The sequence below is a fragment of the Pauljensenia sp. C0170B5 genome (assembly GCF_056590195.1).
In genome coordinates, this window is the sequence record NZ_JBWPVR010000001.1 from 406,677 (window position 1) to 423,641 (window position 16,965).

General features: G+C 56.3%; 10 protein-coding genes and 1 pseudogene. 3 read left to right on the forward strand and 8 right to left on the reverse strand.

Going from position 1 to position 16,965, the window contains the following annotated elements; all coding sequences use genetic code 11:
• Positions 1–40: 40 nt before the first annotated feature.
• The 5 genes from AC1EJZ_RS01865 to AC1EJZ_RS01885 all read right to left on the reverse strand — a co-directional run bounded on the left by AC1EJZ_RS01865 (position 41) and on the right by AC1EJZ_RS01885 (position 9,268).
• Positions 41–3,070 (reverse strand): type I restriction endonuclease subunit R, encoded by a 3,030-nt coding sequence (locus AC1EJZ_RS01865; RefSeq protein WP_480293848.1) that lies wholly within the window; start codon positions 3,068–3,070, stop codon positions 41–43.
• Positions 3,067–4,350, reverse strand: a complete 1,284-nt coding sequence (locus AC1EJZ_RS01870) for a restriction endonuclease subunit S (protein ID WP_101486030.1) — start codon at positions 4,348–4,350, stop codon at positions 3,067–3,069. The genes AC1EJZ_RS01865 and AC1EJZ_RS01870 overlap by 4 nt, the downstream gene beginning before the upstream one ends.
• Entirely contained in the window at positions 4,351–6,399 is a 2,049-nt protein-coding gene (locus AC1EJZ_RS01875) for a type I restriction-modification system subunit M (RefSeq protein ID WP_480293849.1), read from the reverse strand. It lies immediately after the preceding gene.
• A complete protein-coding gene (locus AC1EJZ_RS01880) occupies positions 6,389–6,598 on the reverse strand; it encodes a type II toxin-antitoxin system Phd/YefM family antitoxin (RefSeq protein ID WP_006548061.1) in 210 nt (69 codons plus the stop codon). Before AC1EJZ_RS01880 ends, AC1EJZ_RS01875 begins: the two co-directional genes overlap by 11 nt.
• Before the next feature lie 669 nt (positions 6,599–7,267).
• On the reverse strand, positions 7,268–9,268 hold the full coding sequence (locus AC1EJZ_RS01885) for a SpaA isopeptide-forming pilin-related protein (RefSeq protein WP_480293850.1): 2,001 nt from the start codon (positions 9,266–9,268) through the stop codon (positions 7,268–7,270).
• 549 nt (positions 9,269–9,817) lie between these two features.
• On the opposite strand from AC1EJZ_RS01885, the gene AC1EJZ_RS01890 reads away from it, so the two are divergent.
• Positions 9,818–10,711, forward strand: a complete 894-nt coding sequence (locus AC1EJZ_RS01890) for a TIGR01777 family oxidoreductase (RefSeq protein ID WP_480293851.1) — start codon at positions 9,818–9,820, stop codon at positions 10,709–10,711.
• 453 nt (positions 10,712–11,164) lie between these two features.
• Here AC1EJZ_RS01890 and AC1EJZ_RS01895 read toward each other — a convergent pair whose 3' ends face one another.
• Both AC1EJZ_RS01895 and AC1EJZ_RS01900 read right to left on the reverse strand, forming a co-directional pair.
• Entirely contained in the window at positions 11,165–13,072 is a 1,908-nt protein-coding gene (locus AC1EJZ_RS01895; RefSeq protein WP_480293852.1) for an alpha-glucosidase, read from the reverse strand.
• The gene (locus tag AC1EJZ_RS01900; protein ID WP_480293853.1) at positions 13,069–14,436 is read right to left on the reverse strand and encodes a glycoside-pentoside-hexuronide (GPH):cation symporter; all 1,368 of its coding nucleotides are present in this window, start codon (positions 14,434–14,436) and stop codon (positions 13,069–13,071) included. The genes AC1EJZ_RS01895 and AC1EJZ_RS01900 overlap by 4 nt, the downstream gene beginning before the upstream one ends.
• A gap of 163 nt (positions 14,437–14,599) precedes the next feature.
• On the opposite strand from AC1EJZ_RS01900, the gene AC1EJZ_RS01905 reads away from it, so the two are divergent.
• Both AC1EJZ_RS01905 and AC1EJZ_RS01910 read left to right on the forward strand, forming a co-directional pair.
• Positions 14,600–15,079 (forward strand): helix-turn-helix domain-containing protein, encoded by a 480-nt coding sequence (locus tag AC1EJZ_RS01905; protein WP_480293854.1) that lies wholly within the window; start codon positions 14,600–14,602, stop codon positions 15,077–15,079.
• Positions 15,076–15,714 (forward strand): IS3 family transposase, encoded by a 639-nt coding sequence (locus AC1EJZ_RS01910; RefSeq protein WP_480293947.1) that lies wholly within the window; start codon positions 15,076–15,078, stop codon positions 15,712–15,714. Before AC1EJZ_RS01905 ends, AC1EJZ_RS01910 begins: the two co-directional genes overlap by 4 nt.
• Here AC1EJZ_RS01910 and AC1EJZ_RS01915 read toward each other — a convergent pair.
• Positions 15,711–16,871, reverse strand: a pseudogene (locus AC1EJZ_RS01915) (IS3 family transposase). The gene AC1EJZ_RS01910 and the pseudogene AC1EJZ_RS01915 sit on opposite strands and share 4 nt — an antisense overlap.
• Positions 16,872–16,965 lie beyond the last annotated feature (94 nt).

Here is a 16,965-nt window from a genome sequence, read left to right on the forward strand (position 1 = left end):
CTAAGCTAACACGTGAAGTTAACTGGTGCAAGTCTACGGATCAGGAGCCGTCTCGCTGGCTGCCCTCGTGCCGGGGTCGGTTGAGACGGTCGTGGATGAGCGGGAGCAGGATCGCGTCCACGTCGGCGCGGAAGGCTTTGTCCGACAGGTACTTCATGGAGAAGTCGTGATTCTGGGTCATCCGCGCCAGCATGACGTCGGGCATCTTCTCGTCGTAGATGATCTTGAACAGGTCGAGCGGGTTATGGGCCCGCAGCTGGATCTCGTTGTCTTGGGCGAGGTCGTCGGCGACCTGTTCGAGCACTTTGTCCATGTTGGTGAACTCGGTGCCCCATCGTTCGTTGAGGGAGTCGAGGATCTTGGAGAGTCGCTCGCGGTCGTCTTCGGTGGGCATGCCCAGCTTGGGCGAGTTGTTCAACTCACCCACCTGGTCTTGTAGGTCGATGGAACCCTCGTAGACCGACTGGAGCCGGTAGTACTGCAAGGTGACCTCATCATCCAGGTGTGGGGCAGGGTCGCCGTCGATGTGGAGCTTGCGGGTCAGCAGCTTCGCGTATGCGGCGAACTTATGCAGCTGCTCGTCGTCGAAGCGGATGATGTGAGTCAAGAACTCGTAGTTGCGGTTGAACTTGTTGAACGCCGAGCGCACCTCGAGCTTTTCCTCATCGTCAAGCGCATCAAAGCGGCCGACCGCAGGGTCGAGGTAGGCGTTGAGCCTGCCAAAGTCGAGGTTGGTCTGCTGCTTTTGCTCTCTGAAGAACACGGTCGCGAATCCGTCGATCTCTTCGTCTCGCCACAGCTGGTAGGAGGCGATCAGGTGGTAGAGGTCGTAGACGATGTTCGGGTCGGTTTCCTCGCTGATCGAGGTCGACACGTAATAGTCTTGGAACGCCGCCTGAATGTCGTCAGCGCTGTTGACGAAGTCCAACACGAACGTATCTGACTTGCCCGGGCACATCCGGTTGATCCGCGACAGGGTCTGCACGGCCTTGACCCCGTGGAGCTTCTTGTCCACATACATGGTCTGTAGCAGGGGCTGGTCGAATCCGGTCTGGTATTTCTCGGCCACCAACAGGATCTGGTACTCACCGGTGTCGAACCGATCGGGCAGCTCGGCTTCGGGGAAGCCGTTGAGTTGCTCCTCGGTGTAGTCCTGCCCATCGTCTTCGACGGTGCCGGAGAACGCCACCAGCACACCCAGGTCGGTGTAGCCCTTGGCTTTGATGTAGTTGGCGAACGCGAAGTAGTAGCGCACAGCGTGCAACCGGGAGCCGGTCACCAGCATTGCCTTGGCTTTGCCGCCGATCTTGTGCGCCACGTTGCTGCGGAAGTGCTCGATGATGATCTCGGCTTTTTGCCGCAGATTGTGCGGATGCAGGGCTAAGTATTTGCCCAGCGCCTTGTTGGCCTGCTTCTTGGCGTACTCCGGATCCTCAGCGGTGGCCTTACCAACCTTGTAGTACGTCTGGTAGGTGGTGTAATTTGCCAGCACGTCGAGGATGAATCCTTCCTCGATCGCCTGCTTCATCGAATACACATGGAACGGGCGCGGCGTGCCACCAGGAGTCGGGGTGCCGAAGATTTCGAGGGTCTTCTGCTTCGGGGTGGCCGTGAACGCGAAGAACGATAGGTTCGCCTGCCGTCCATGGGTCGCCATATCCGCCGCGATCTGTTCGTCAACCTCGAGCTCCTCGGCCTCTACCTGAGCCTCAGCTCGAGCGTAACGATCCAGCAGCTCTGCCTCGGACTCCTGACCCGCTTGGGCAGTGTCAGCCAGCACCTGCTTGAGCCGCTCAGACGCCTGCCCGGTCTGCGACGAGTGTGCCTCATCCACAATCACCGCGAACCGCTTCCCAGCCGTCGCGATGTTGGACACGTCAACGAACGGGAACTTCTGCAACGTCGAAATGATGATCCGAGCACCCCGACCCAGCGCATCAGTGAGCTGGCGGGCGTTCTTATCAACCTTTACGACGACGCCTGCTGTGTGATCCATCGAAAACACCGTGTCTTGGAGCTGCTTATCCAACACGCGCCGGTCGGTGATCACGATGATCGAATCGAACACCACCCGCTGCTGGTCGTCGTGCAGATTCGATAAGTGGTGAGCGAGCCACGCGATCGTGTTCGACTTGCCCGAGCCCGCCGAATGCTGCACCAAATAGTTGTGCCCAGCACCGTTCGCCTTCGCGTCCGCGATGAGTTTGCGGACCGCATCGAGCTGGTGGAAGCGCGGGAAGATCACCTTGTCTTTCGACTTCGCCGGACGCCCCTCAGGGGTCTTGCCGGGCACGAACTGCACGAACCGGTGCAGAATGTCGAGCAACGAGTCTTTCGCAAGCACCTGCTCCCACAAGTAGGACGTCTTGAACTTGCCCTCCACCGGCGGATTACCAGCACCGTTGCTGAAACCACGGTTGAACGGCAGGAACACCGTATCTTGGCCGGCAAGTTTCGTAGTCATCCACACCTCATCGGTGTCAACCGCAAAGTGTACCACCGCGCGTTTACCCAGGGCGAAGAGCTTTTCCGACGGGGAACGGTCCATCTTGTACTGTCGGATCGCATCACGATAGGTCTGCCCAGTCAGCTGATTTTTCAACTCGAGTGTCACCACTGGGATGCCGTTCACCAACAGCACCGTGTCAACCGAGTTCTCGTTACGCGTTGAATACCGTAGCTGGCGCACGATGCTCATCTCGTTCGCCCAGTACTTTTCAGCAAGAACCTCATTCAAGTCGGTGCCGGGAGCGAAGTACACCAGCTTGAACCGAGCACCCACATCCTCAATGCCACGGCGCAGCACGTCGATCACACCACGCTGATCAAGCTGCGCAGCGACACGCTTCAGAAACTTCTGCTCCGCGTTACCCCGGTAAGTGCGTTCCAGTTTGGCCCATTGATCCGGTTGCGTTGTTTTCACGAACTCAATCAAGTCAGCTGGATACAGGCACAGCTCGCGATCAAAACCCTGCGGGTCACGCGTCTCAAACCGGTCAAAATCCGATCCCTGGGTAGTCAGCCAGTATTCGATCTCGGACTCAAACCTGCGCTCCGACGTATCCATCATGCCTCCTCACTAACGCGGACCTTGCCCGTCACCACATCGTTAATAACCTGCTTGCGATACCGCCTCAACAACTCAACCTGACGATCCAAATCGGTAATCAAACCATCGATCCCTTTCAGCCGTTGAACAAGGTAATCAACGATTTGCCTTTGCTCTTCCACCGGAGGAACAAATAGTGGAATATTTCGGAGCGCCTGTACCTTAAAGTCCCATTGATCTGTGCGAATTCCGTAAGAATCCCTGCCAAAGAAGGGAATATATGCTTTTGACCGTATAGCCCAGTTGAAGAATTCAGAATCCACGGAAGACGCTAAATCGAAGGTGTAATACGCAGGACTGACAATCCCGTCATACAGCGACACTCCATATGATCCTTGCCAAGCCTTCATTTTGTTCATAACAAATTGACCGTTCCGAACTACCAAATAACCACTCAAATCATCTGGTAGACGGTTGTTGTTATCTGGCGACCCTTCAAGTTCACGATCTACAACCCCACGCTCACGTTCAACAGAAAGAACTCTCCAGGAAGGCTCACCCTTACGCGATTTACGGGTCAACAGAGATTTCAGAGAACGAGAATGCCAGCTATTTGGAATCTTCCCAATCCAGTCAATACCGCTGTCTTTCATTGGAGCGTTAGTGTCGAGGCCTTTGGTGACGGTGTGGGCGATCAACTCACGCTTGTAACGCTCCAACAACTCAACCTGACGATCCAAATCGGTAATCAAACCATCGATCCCTTTCAGCCGTTGAACAAGGTAATCAACGATTTGCCTTTGCTCTTCCACCGGAGGAACAAATAGTGGAATATTTCGGAGCGCCTGTACCTTAAAGTCCCATTGATCTGTGCGAATTCCGTAAGAATCCCTGCCAAAGAAGGGAATATATGCTTTTGACCGTATAGCCCAGTTGAAGAATTCAGAATCCACGGAAGACGCTAAATCGAAGGTGTAATACGCAGGACTGACAATCCCGTCATACAGCGACACTCCATATGATCCTTGCCAAGCCTTCATTTTGTTCATAACAAATTGACCGTTCCGAACTACCAAATAACCACTCAAATCATCTGGTAGACGGTTGTTGTTATCTGGCGACCCTTCAAGTTCACGATCTACAACCCCACGCTCACGTTCAACAGAAAGAACTCTCCAGGAAGGCTCACCCTTACGCGATTTACGGGTCAACAGAGATTTCAGAGAACGAGAATGCCAGCTATTTGGAATCTTCCCAATCCAGTCAATACCGCTGTCTTTGTAGTGTTCGTAGGCATCCATTTAGTTCACCTGCTCGTTGAATAGTTTGGCGATGGAGGCTTGGATTTCGGCTCCGAGGGTTTGGATTTCGGCCAGGGTTTGGGTGGGGTTGCCGAGTTCTTCGTACTGGTAGAAGTAGCGGGTGAAGGGGATCTCGTAGCCGATCTTGGTCTTGTCGGGGTCGACGTAGGCGTCAGCCGCGTAGGGGATGACTTCGCGTTGGATGTAAGCGTCGATGTCTTCGGCGAGCGGGATCTGTTCGGTGTCACGTAGCGCCGGGTCAGGTTCCGGGTTGCCCTTGGCGTCGCGGCAGATGTCAGCACTCGGGTCGGTTTCACCCAGGGCCGTCACGATTGCTTTTAGCAGCGGGGCACGCACAGCCAACCCAGCGCCCTTGAAGGCAGTCTTGAGTACGGCCGTGAACTCGTCTCGGTTCTTCCACACCCGCTGGTCGCCGAGAGTCTCGATGGCGTCGATGATTGTTCGTTGGGTCTTCTTGCCGTCCTTGATCTCTTGGCTACGGGCGGGTTCGCTGCGTTTCTTCGAGGTGGCCAGATTCTTGAACGGGGTCTGCTCCCAGAGTCGCTCGATTCGTTCGGGTGTGGCGGTGAAGTTCAAACGTAGCGGACGTTCCACCGTGACTTCATGGAAGCCGAACTCGCAGGTGTCGAAAATCTTGGAGTGCTCGTCCTCGGTGAAGTCGCCGTAGATGCGCGCGATCTGGGCAATGTTGTCAGCGGTAAGGTATTTGCGTTTTTCGCCGAGCGGTTTGCGCATCCTGGCGAAGAGTCCGGTGGCGTCGATCAGTTGCACCTTGTTTTTGCGGATCGATGCCTTGCGGTTGGAGAGCACCCAAACGTAGGTGAGGATACCGGTGTTGTAGAACATCTGGTCAGGCAGGGCGATGATGGCTTCCAGCCAGTCGTTTTCAAGAATCCAGCGGCGAATGTTCGACTCACCTTGCCCAGCCGAGCCGGTAAACAGGGGCGATCCATTGAACACGATCCCGATCCGAGTGCCCGGCGCGTTCTGAGTATCAGCCGGATCGTAGGGCTTCATCTTCGAGATCATGTGCTGCAAGAACAGGAACGACCCGTCCGAAATACGCGGCAGACCGGCACCGAACCGGCCCTTCCACCCTCGCTTCTCGGCTTCGTCTTTGATCGGGTCGGCGTACTTCTTCCATTCCACGCCAAAGGGCGGGTTGCACAGCATGTAGTTGAACGTTCGTCCAGCTGTTCTGTCAGCGGTCAGCGAGTTGCCGAAGTAGATGCGTTCGGCGTCGTCACCTTTGATGAGGATGTCGGACTTTGCCACCGCGTAGGTTTGCGGGTTGAGTTCCTGCCCGTACACCTCAATCCGCGCCCCTTCGTTGAGCTCGTGGGCTCGTTCAATCGCGGCAGAAAGCATGCCACCGGTGCCGACCCCTGGGTCATACAGCGATGCCATGAAGCCGGGCTCGCAGATCGCGTTCATGTCTGGGTCGAACAGCACCTCGACCATGAGCTGGATGACTTCACGCGGGGTGAAGTGCTCACCTGCGGTTTCGTTCGACAGTTCGTTGAAGCGCCGGATCAGTTCTTCAAAGATCGAACCCATATCCTCGTTGGAGACCGCTGCAGGTGAGAAGTCTACGGCTGGGTCGGTGAAAGCATCGACGATTTGGTAGAGCAGATCGGAGCGATCCAGCCGATCGATCACGGTGTAGAAGTCGTAGGACTTCAGCACGTCGCGGGCGTTCCGCGAAAAGCCCTCCACGTAGGAGCGCAGGTTGCCCTCCAGGTTGTCAGGATCGTTCTTGAGCGTGTGCAGCGTGAACCTGGAGGCGTTCCAGAACGGATAGCCGGTAGCTCTCGCGTATTGGATGCGCTTGACCTCAGCCGGGACACCCTTCTGGTCACGGATTGCAAGCACGTCGGTCTTCGTGTCAACGAGCACGGAGTCGAGTCGGGTGAGCACCGTGAACGGCAAGATCACGTCTCCGTACTCGTGCTCCTTGTAGTCACCGCGCAGCAGGTTGGCGATCTTCCAAATGAAGCTGACATAGTTCGTTGTTTTCTCAGTGCTCATTCGGGTCAACTCCATCTTCCATCAATCGCTCGTAACGCTCATGCGACATGACCACCACGAGAGGCTTTCCGTAACGCAACACGTAGGCCACATCGTCACCATCAGCCACTTCCTTGAGCAGCTTCGATGCCTGACCACGTCCAAGGTCGCCGATGTTGATGTGCTTCATCGACTTCTTCGCCGTACGCTTCCGCACCATCGCCTCCTTCACCACGAGTTACCGTCAACGCCTCATTTTACCATAAATGCATGCAAAATATCGTCACAATATGCGCGAGATACTACATGTAATTTTGCATGTGATTCTTCGTGAAGATGGAGACATGCGCGCGAGCCAGGACGCCCCACAAGGTCGAAGGTGGGAACGGTCTTATCAATCACAATTGAGGGCACGCCCCCTCGCCAGATATCCGCTAACGCAAGCCCACCAGCAGACCCCCTCAACCAGAAATATGCACCAATCCAACGGGAAGATCGGGGACGAGCACCCGATTACTGAACCTCCAGCACGCCAGCGAACAACCCCAGAAACGACAAAACCCCTGCTCAACAGGGATTCAAGGGCTAAAGTGGTTTTTATCATTTTCGACGTCTAAGTATCCACGTTTCTTGCGTAGCATCAACGAAAAGGCGTGATGATGCGCTGCTGTTTCCGGCGTCCAGCAGATAGGTCTGCATCATGCAACTCTTGACTGGCATACCGAATGAATCAGTGTGGGGCGCATTGTGCGGATGTGTGACCTCCAGAAGCTACGAATCATGATCTGCAGATATGAAAGCCGGGCTCGCTACCGTGAAGGTAACGAACCCGGCGGATATTGAGCGATGCCGTTGAGGGGCGGTCAGTTGACGACGCCCTCGGCAACAGCTACTTGGACGAGCGGCGGCGAAGCGTCAGCGTCGCGCCACCTGCAGCCATCAGGGCGACGCACGCAGTCGCAAGATCTGCAGCGTTGGCGCCTGTATTCGACAGGACGATCTTTGTGGGCGGGGTCTTCGTCGGCGGTGTTGGAGGCACTTCCGGCGGAGGAACCGATTCGGGGTTCTTGACTGTCACCGTCGGGGTCGACACAGTCTGGTCGTCAGATGTCTGCAACGGAACATTGAACTGCGTCCACGCGTTGTCGATGCGGTAGGGATCGGGAACAGCGACCTCCTTGAGCAGGTAGGTGGCATCAGACGCCAGTGACTGTTCAGGTGCCGCATAAGCGCCCTCAGCGTCAGTGATGATCTTGCCATCAGTCATGTTGTCCAAAGTGATGCGGCGAACCGTCTTGCTGCACTCGGGGGCAGTGTTTTCAGCGCCGTTCTTGAGCGGGCAGATATTCACCGTACTCGTATCGGTCAGATCCGGTTGCACGCCGCAGGCACTGACCGTGGGATCGATAACCTGGTAGAGCTCAAACTCAGCTCCGGCAATGGGAGTCTTATCGAGCGTGCTCACCTTCGACAAGTTGAAGGCTCCCTTGATCTTCTCATAGGTGTAGTAGAAGTGCTGAGTCTTTTCATTCGACTTGTGATATCTGGACGCCACGTTCGGGCCGTCCTGGTATTCAGGATAACCTTTACTGGTCAGGCCCTTATATGCGCCGTCTTTCATCGTCGGCAGGTCGAAGCCGACATACTTGTATCCCGGAATGTCGGCAATGAGGGACTGCGGCGTCGGCCTATATGGGAAAACAAGCTGATTACCATCTTTATCGGTGAATGGCTCAAATTCCCCTGTCTCAGAATTGAGATTCATGTACCTTTGCCCCGAAAGGGAATCCCACGTCCGTCCGCCGGTGAGGTAATACTGGTAGGGATATCGTGCGAAGAACGCAGTACCCGGCGCTGCCTCGAGCGGAACAGCCGCGTCAGAATTCAGGTTCGGGTAAATCTTGTTGATCGGCACTGAATTGGCAAGCTCGGTAAGCTGCTGACCTTCAAGGCAGTCAAGCGTTGTGTAGGTTGAGCCCTCGAATTGGCCACCCCATCCGGCTTGTGGGCGTGCCGTATACTGGTTCTTCAATACTTCGTCTTTGCCGGCAATTTCGTTCGGAAGACCTGCCGACTGGGATTCATCGGTCGGGCTGCTGGATGCCTGAGGAAAACCACGAGCTGCACGATACTCGGAGTCGAGGACGTAGCGTACATCCATGCTCGCAGCGATCGGCACAGTCATACCGTTCGCCTTCGCGCCGATCGATCCGCCGTGTGTGTCGCCCGTGGACCCGGTGCCAAAAGTCATGCCGCCCCAGTCAGCGTTGTACGGCAAATAGACGTCGTATTGCATGGTGTGCTCAACGCCCGGGCCGAAGGTGTCTTCAAAGACAAAGTGAATAGGCTCGTAGAACCCCTTGCCGTTGTGCATACGCACAAAATTGCCGTTGCTGTCCTTGACCACCGGATCGTCGGCCTTATAAATGTCGGTTGGCTGCCCGTCGTAGAGGAAATTCTCCACGGGCTTCCAGATATACGCATTGGAATCGGGATTATCGACCTGCGTGTACTGCCACGTCGTGCCGAAGCGGAATTCGAGCGTAGGAGCAGTAGTTTCGGAATCAAGGCTCTTGTCGTAGAACCACCGAACTTTTACGCGCATGCCGTCACACTGGTTGATGGCGGCCGATTCGAAGCCAAAGAAGGGGAGGGGCGCCAGCTCCGGATTTGCTGAGTGAATGCATCCGTCACCCTCATCGGTCTCAGGATTGAAATTTGGATCTTTCTGTCCAACGATGCGTTGGTACGACAGCTCATAACTAGGGAATGGTCGCTCTGCAGCCTGGCTGCTCTGCTGTACCGGTACAACAAACGCTGTGGCAGCTACGATCGACGCCCCGAGCAGCGCCGCGACTTTTCTGGCACGCACTGTGAAGTGAGATTTCATGGCGTTTTCAGCCCTTTCGCCTGTTGCGTTGCCGACTGCTGGCATCGCAACGTCGTAGGTCAGTGAGCACGAGACGGGATAGTCGGGCGCTCACAGTTGAGTTAAAGAATCTGTTGAGTCCCATTGCACCCGATGGGCATCGTGTGTGAAGCGCCACGGCGTCTTATCGTCCATGTGCAGTGACGAGGGCGTCTGTGAAAACCCGCACTGAATGTCATCAGGTCTAGATGGGATGCAGAAAAATTATACCAGTCTGCGCAGATTCTGGAGAGAATTTCCTTATTATCGATCGTTTGAAAAGTAAATGAACTGTAAGTATTGCAGAGTGTGAGTTCACGTAGGAGCGTATGCGTAGGAACCAATCGTATCGCAGTGCCGAGGAGAGCAGGTCGGCCAGAGAGACCACGTCATCGACAATCAGGACGCGGAGGCCTTCCGTCGGCGTGGAGAAGGGGCTGTGAAGTCATGGGGTCATTATCGCAGCGCGCGTCTAAGTCGCGTGGTCGATCGTCGCCACCGAGCACGAACCGTCGTGTAGCGTGAGCACTGATGGTACAGGAAACTGTGGTTGTTGCCGGCGCGTCAGGCCTGATCGGTCGAACCTTGTCGCGATCGTTGCACGAAGACGGGTACCGGGTGATTGCGCTGGTCAGGCGTCCGGCGCGCACCGCCAACGAAGTACAGTGGGCACCCAGCTCAGCCCCGCTTGACCCTCGCGTGATCGAGGGTGCTCGAGCCGTTGTCACATTGAACGGCGCGAGCATCGCGTCCTTCCCGTGGACGAAACGGTACCGTGAGACGCTGCTGCATTCGCGTGTGGATCCCACCCGCACTGTTGCTCAGGCATTGGCGCAGATCGGGCAGGGTGCGCCGCAGTTCGTGGCCGGATCGGCCGTGGGTATTTATGGGGATCGTCCCGGTGAAGAACTTGATGAAGAGTCGAGTAGCGGTGACACCTATCTGGCGTCGATTTGTCGCGCGTGGGAAGACGAAGCGCGCCAGTCTGAAGACGTGACGACCGTGGCGAGGTGCCGCACATCCTCGATCATCCACCGTGAAGCCCTGTTGAAACCGCTGATTCCTCTGACGAAGTTGTGCGTGAGTGGGCCACTGGGAGATGGCCAGCAGCATATTCCGTGGATCTCTCTGATTGATGAGGTGCGCGCATTGCGATGCGTGATCGACCAACGCCTTGGCGGACCGATCAACCTGACGGCGCCCGAAATGGCAACCATGAATGACATTGGCTCTGAGCTGGCTGATCGGCTGAGCCGCCCCTTCTGGCTCCCGGTTCCGAAGTGGGCGCTGCGCATGTCGCTCACGCGTGATGCCGCCGATTCCTTACTGATGGCCGACCAGCGTGTGCATGCGCGCGTCCTGGAAGAAGCTGGCTTCACCTTTGTGCACCCGACCGTGTCGCGCGCAATGTCCTTTGCTCTGTGACGGAGGTCGTCGAGAGTATCCCCGCCCTGCGGTTGAGTCGGTTGCAGATTGGGACCGGGCCGCTTATGGCACCAGCGTGGCGTGATCATCTCCGCCTCGTGCACATCTCCCTAAAAAGTAGTGCTTGCGTGCACATACCCCTAGATCTAACGGCTCCTCGTTATGGCATTTTTCTATTTCTGCTGGTCAGAGTGTGTACGGATTTCACTGCTCGCGGCTCGAGGTCTTAAATCTAGGGGTATGTGCATACAAGGCCTTAGAACTAGGGGTATGTGCACAAAGCGCGTATAAATCTAGGGGTATGTGCACGCCAGGGGTGTAAATCTAGGGGTATGTGCATAGCCGCGGCGGAGGCGGAGTTGCGTCGGGGAACCGCACAGGATCGAAAGTTACTGCCGTCGCGGGTTCGGGGCGCAGGCGCCTACGTGCCGGATCGCGGATCGCTCCTGAGCGCTAGTCGAGCAGGCGGATCAGCACCCCGTACGGCGGCAACTCATCGGGACGAGGGCGTTCGCTCCTAACCGTTGATCCCAGTGATGTCATCACCGTTCGGCCGGGCATCCGTCTCACGCTCAGGGGACGCCTGATCGTTCGCTCTGACAAGTTGACCTCAACCAGGTAGTGTCCGCGCGTCCACGCCGCATAGTGTCCGCTGCGTGTGAGCAGCGTGAAGTCATCGTGTGCAAAGTACTGGCGCACACTGATTAGATAGCGGTAGAAGTTCAGAACCGAATGCTCATCGTCCAGCTGCTCGGCGGCGCTCCATCCCGCCTCCATGTCGGTCCCCGTAATCCACGGCTGGCCAGTCGTGAAGCCACCCTCGTCAGTCCAGCGCATGGGGACGCGCGCATGGTCGCGTGAACCAGCGAGGATGCGATCCCATGCCTCGTCGCGGGTCGCACCGCCGTCGATGAGTTCACGGAAATAGTTCAGTGATTCGACGTCGCGAAGTTGGTCGAGGCTGGTGAAATCCTGGTTGACTGCGCCGAGCTCCTGCCCCTGGAAAATGAAGGGCGTGCCGGGCAGGGTCAGTGAAATCGTGGCTATCAGTTTGGCCGCCGCGCCGCGCCAGCGCGGATCGAGGGTGATCTTGCTGACGATGCGCGGATTATCGTGATTCTCCGCGAAAATCGCCATCTGGTCATCGGGTCCCAGACGGCGCAGGTAGCGCAGATAGAAATCCAGGAAATAGGCGGGGGGATAGCGGTAGTCATCCCAGCGGATCTTTCCGGGCGGCTCAAGGACGTCGAAGTTGAAGATCAGATCCATCTCGCGACGCTGCCGATTGGTCAGAAGACGACCTACCTCGATGCCGATACCGGGTGTTTCACCCACCATGAGGGCGTGGGAGCCGTCCGGTCGTGTGAAACCGGCCGAACGGAGCTCACGCAAATAATCGTGCAGGTGAGGCCCGATGAAGTAGCGCTCAATGCCGGTGAATCCGACCAGCTCACCCACTGCCGGCACGCCATTGGGCAAGCCCGCGGTTTTCGAAATGTAGTTGATGACATCCATGCGGAAACCGTCGATGCCTCGAGCCAGCCAGAACTGCACAATGTCGGCAACTTCGCGACGAACCGCAGGATTGTCCCAGTTCAGATCCATTTGCGAGGGTGCGAACAGGTGCATGCCCCAACGCTTGATGTCATCAAACCAGCGCCAGGCCGACCCGGAAAAGAACGACACCCAGTTGTTGGGCGGCGCGTCGGGAGCGCCTTCACGCAGGAAGTAGTACGCTGCCTTGTCGCCGTCTGGATCCCGCAGCGCTTCCTGGAACCATTCGTGCTCGGCGGAGGAGTGGTTGACAACCAGGTCCAAAATAATGCGCATATCGCGCGCGTGAACCTGTTCGATGAGCTCGTCCAGATCCTCCATCGACCCCATCAGATCCATGACTGCGCGATAATCGCGTACATCATAGCCCATATCGTCGTTAGGTGAATCGAAGATGGGGGAGAGCCACAGGCAGTCGACGCCCAGTGTTTGAAGGTAATCAAGTTTGCCGATGATGCCGCGCAGATCACCGATCCCGTCGCCGTTCGAGTCTGCGAAACTGCGCGGATAGATCTGGTAGAACACGGCGCCCTGCCACCAGAGGGGCTCGGACTGCCCCTCGGTGTGAGTGTCAGTATCATCGAGCCGGTCGGGATTCATCTCCAACAAATCCGTGAGCGCCGCGACCAGCCCCGGCGCTGCTCGCCCAGCCACGCGATCCAGAACCGCCAATGGGAGCCGGCGCGTCAGCGGGTTCACGATGAACGAGGGTGACACTCCAATCTGCAACGCGATCTTGTCCAGGACGTCGCGTCCAACAGGGTGGTCGTACACATCACCGAGGGTGCGCACAGGGTGTCGGGTCATCGTGCTTCCTCCTTGGGTGTGCTGGTTCTTTCACTGTCTTGCAGGCTTGCGACAATTGAGCTGTATGTGGCTTCGTCAATGCGATAGCCGTGCCGGAACACCAGGAACGCCGCGACGGTCAAAATCAGGGGGACGACCATCATGAACAGCCGGAAAATCCACGTGCCCGACTCGGTGACATCGGCAGAACTGGTGGCGCTCTCCACACCCGACCAGATCAGGCAGATACCCATCAGGCCCGAAGAAATTGCACCGGACAGCTTATAGATGAAGGGCTGCAGGGAAAAAGTAATGGACTCGTTGCGCCGCCCCAGCTTCCATTCGCCGTACTCCACACTGTCCGCGATGTACATCATGAGCAGCACCTGGAACAGTGCCTCCCCGAAGAACAGGAACAACCCGGCGCACAAAATGACGGCCATGTTGCTGCCGGCACAGATGAACACCACGTATCCCACGACGGAAGCGCCGCACCCCAGGGTGAAGACCTGTCGCCTCGGCATGCGGGCAGAAATCAAGGGAAATACCAGCAGCGTGCCCAACTGGGTCACGCCCAGAACCAGCGCGAAAACCGGGTACTTGCCTTCGTCTCCCACCAGGTACTTGAAGTAATGCAGGCCCAGGCTGGTCAGCAGGGTGTAGCCGGACATATACAGCAGGAACGTCAGCGACACCCACAGCAGCTGATCGTTCTTGAAGATGACGCTGACGAGTTCGCGCAGCGGCGTCGACTCCGACTTCACATGCACGGTCTCGTGCGCAAAGATCAGCGTGATGGACTGGAAAGCGATCGCAATGATCGACAGCACGATCGCCAGCAGCTGCCAGGCACGCTGCGCATCCCCCAGCACACCTGTGAGCCACTGAGTCACCGGCACGATGCCGACAACGATGGAGAACAGGCCAATGTTCGCGCAGATACGTGTGACCACTCCGATGCGTTCACGCTCAGCCTTGTCACGGGTCAGCGACGGCATCATCCCGTAGTAGGAGATATCGTTCATCGTGTAGGCGACCTCGAACACCAGGTAGACCACGATGAACAGCGTGATGAATTGCCAGCCTCGCACCCCCCAGTCGGTGAACAGCAGCACCGTGCCAATGCACCATCCGCATGCGCCGATCGTGATCCACGGTTTGAATTTGCCCCACCGCGTGCGCGTATTGTCGACGACGTAACCCATAAACGGATCATTCACGGCGTCGAAGATCCGCATGAGCACCAGTACGACGGTGACCGCTGCGAGCGCACCGGTGGACAGGTCTAGGACGTCGGTGAGGTAGAACATGAGGTACATCGACACCATTCCGTACATCATGTCGCGCCCCAGCGTCCCTAAACCGAAACCCAAGGCGTTCTTCATGGCGTCAATCCTCACTGTTTGATGCGCAGCCTGCCAGCGGCAGGTAGCGCCACCATTGTACTGAGTACGCAGGCCGCGTGGCCTTTAATGGAGCATGTCGCTTATGAAGTGTCCCCCGGAAGTTGGACTGGATTATTCAGTTTCTTTTTCGGGGGACATTTTCATGGTTTCTTCTTTATCTTCATTGACTGAGTCTGATCAGACGCGTTTAGTTGCTTTGTTTGAGCAGGGGTGTGGTGCCGCAGCGGCTGCTTCTTGCCTTGGCTTGAGTTTCAAGCCGTGCGATCGTTTCTATAATCGGTGGCGTATTCATGGCAGGCTTGTTCTTGTGAATAAGTCACATAAGCGAGTTTTTACCTTTGAAGTCAAACGTGATGCTGTTCAACGCTTTCTGGCCGGCGAGACCCGGATGAGTATCACGCAGGACTTGGGATTGGCTTCTGTCAACGTGGTGACGAGCTGGGTGCGGATCTATCGCGACCAAGGCGAAGACGGCTTGCGCCCTAAGCCTAAGGGCAGGCGACCTAAGACCGGTCCCAGGGTGTTATCTCAAACTGAGGAACTTGAACAACGGATCAGGGACTTAGAAGCGGAGAACGCTTACCTAAAAGCATTAAGGGACTTGATGAACAACGAGCAATAGACCGAGCTCGAGTAATCGTTACACTCAAGTCCCACCATGATCTCGATGTTCTTTTGCGGGTAGCGCGATTGGCCAGATCAACGTTCTACTACCATCAAGCCCGCCTAGGACAGCCAGATAAACATGCTGATCTTCGAGCCAAGATCAGAACAATTTTTGAAGCTTCGGGCGGTCGGTATGGTCACCGTAGGATCCGACTCGCCCTACACCGCCAGGGTCTGGTGGTCTCTCGTAAACTCGTCGCCAAGCTTATGAAGCGTGAAGGACTGACCTGCCTGGTCCGTCAGAAGAAACGCTATAACTCTTACCGAGGCACACTATCGACCATTGCCCCAAACGTGTTAGCCCGCGACTTCACTGCTACTAGCCCGAACCAAAAATGGGTCTCTGACGTTACCGAGTTCCGTCTCGGATCGTCCAAGATCTATCTCTCACCAATCATCGACTTGTTCGATCACTCAGTCGTTTCCTACACGGTCGGGAAAACAGCCAATCTTGAACTGACCAACACCAGTCTCCGCAAGGCTTTGAACAAGGCTAAGCCGGGCCCGGGTCTGGTAGTCCACACCGACCAAGGATTCCAATACCAGGGGTCTGCTGAGGGTTTGGTTGACAGTTTTCCTTCTGATTTTTAGGCCGCAAGGGATGCGGCTGGTTCCATGATTGTTTCGTATTCGATTGGTGTCAATTTACCCAGTGCTCGTTGCCGTCTTTTCCTGTGATATGTCCGTTCAATCCAGTGAGTGATCGCGGCAGATAATTCACGGCGCCTGTTCCAAGAGCCACGATCAAGAACGTTCTTTTGTACAAGAGCGAAGAAAGATTCCATCGCAGCGTTATCCCCACACGCTCCAACTCTGCCCATAGATCCCCTCGCGCCGTAAGATTTCAGCGCGGCACGGAATATTCTAGAACGAAATTGCGAGCCACGATCAGAGTGAACGATTACGCCATGGGGATTGCCTCGTTTCCTCATCGCATCATCGAGCGCCGCCACCACGAGGCGTGATTTCATTCGCCCACCGGTCGCATAGCCCACGATTCTTCGCGAGCACAGGTCTTTGATCGCACACAGATACAGCTTGCCCTCTTTGGTCCAATGCTCCGTAATATCTGTAACCCACGCAACGTTGAGCGCATCAGCGTGGAAGTGACGCTGTAACAGGTCATCATGTACTGGAGCACCCGACTTCTTCCCACGCAGCTTACGCCTAGCGATCACCGAGAACACCTGAGCATGAGAACACAAACGCCATACTCGACGCTCAGAAATCTCTATCCCTTGATCATGGAGCTCGTCTGCTATCAGGCGGTAACCAAATTCAGGATCGTCACTGTGAATCTGGCGAATCTTGTCTATAAGCTCTACTTCTTGGGCTTGCCTGTCCGAAACTGGCTTAGCAGCCCATTTATAAAATGCTTGGCGGGAAAACCCCAGTACCCGAGCCGCTACCGTCAAGGTCGCCTTACCCGCCTTGATCAGCTTTTCCACGGTCGGGAAGACCCTTTTGGGCGAATCACCTCTAGAGACAGGTACGCCGCCGCGGCACGTAGCACTTCGTTTTCCATCTCCAACTCGCGAATCCGTTTCAAAGCCTGGCTCATCTCTTTAGCCACTACCGGATCAGCACACGGTTGCATCCCCTGATGCCTGCAACCTCGCATCAGTAATCCATTTTTGCAACGAGGAACGCGAGATCCCCAAATCAGCACACACCTGACGGCGAGCAACCCCAAACTCCACCAACGCCACAGCATCAGCTTTGAACTGCTCTGAATACAACTTCGACATAATCAACATCCTTCCCTGCCCCGCCCCAGCGAAACAAGCTAGACGTCAACCAAACCCTCAGCAGACCCGCTAAGCCTGGTGACAAGATCGTAGT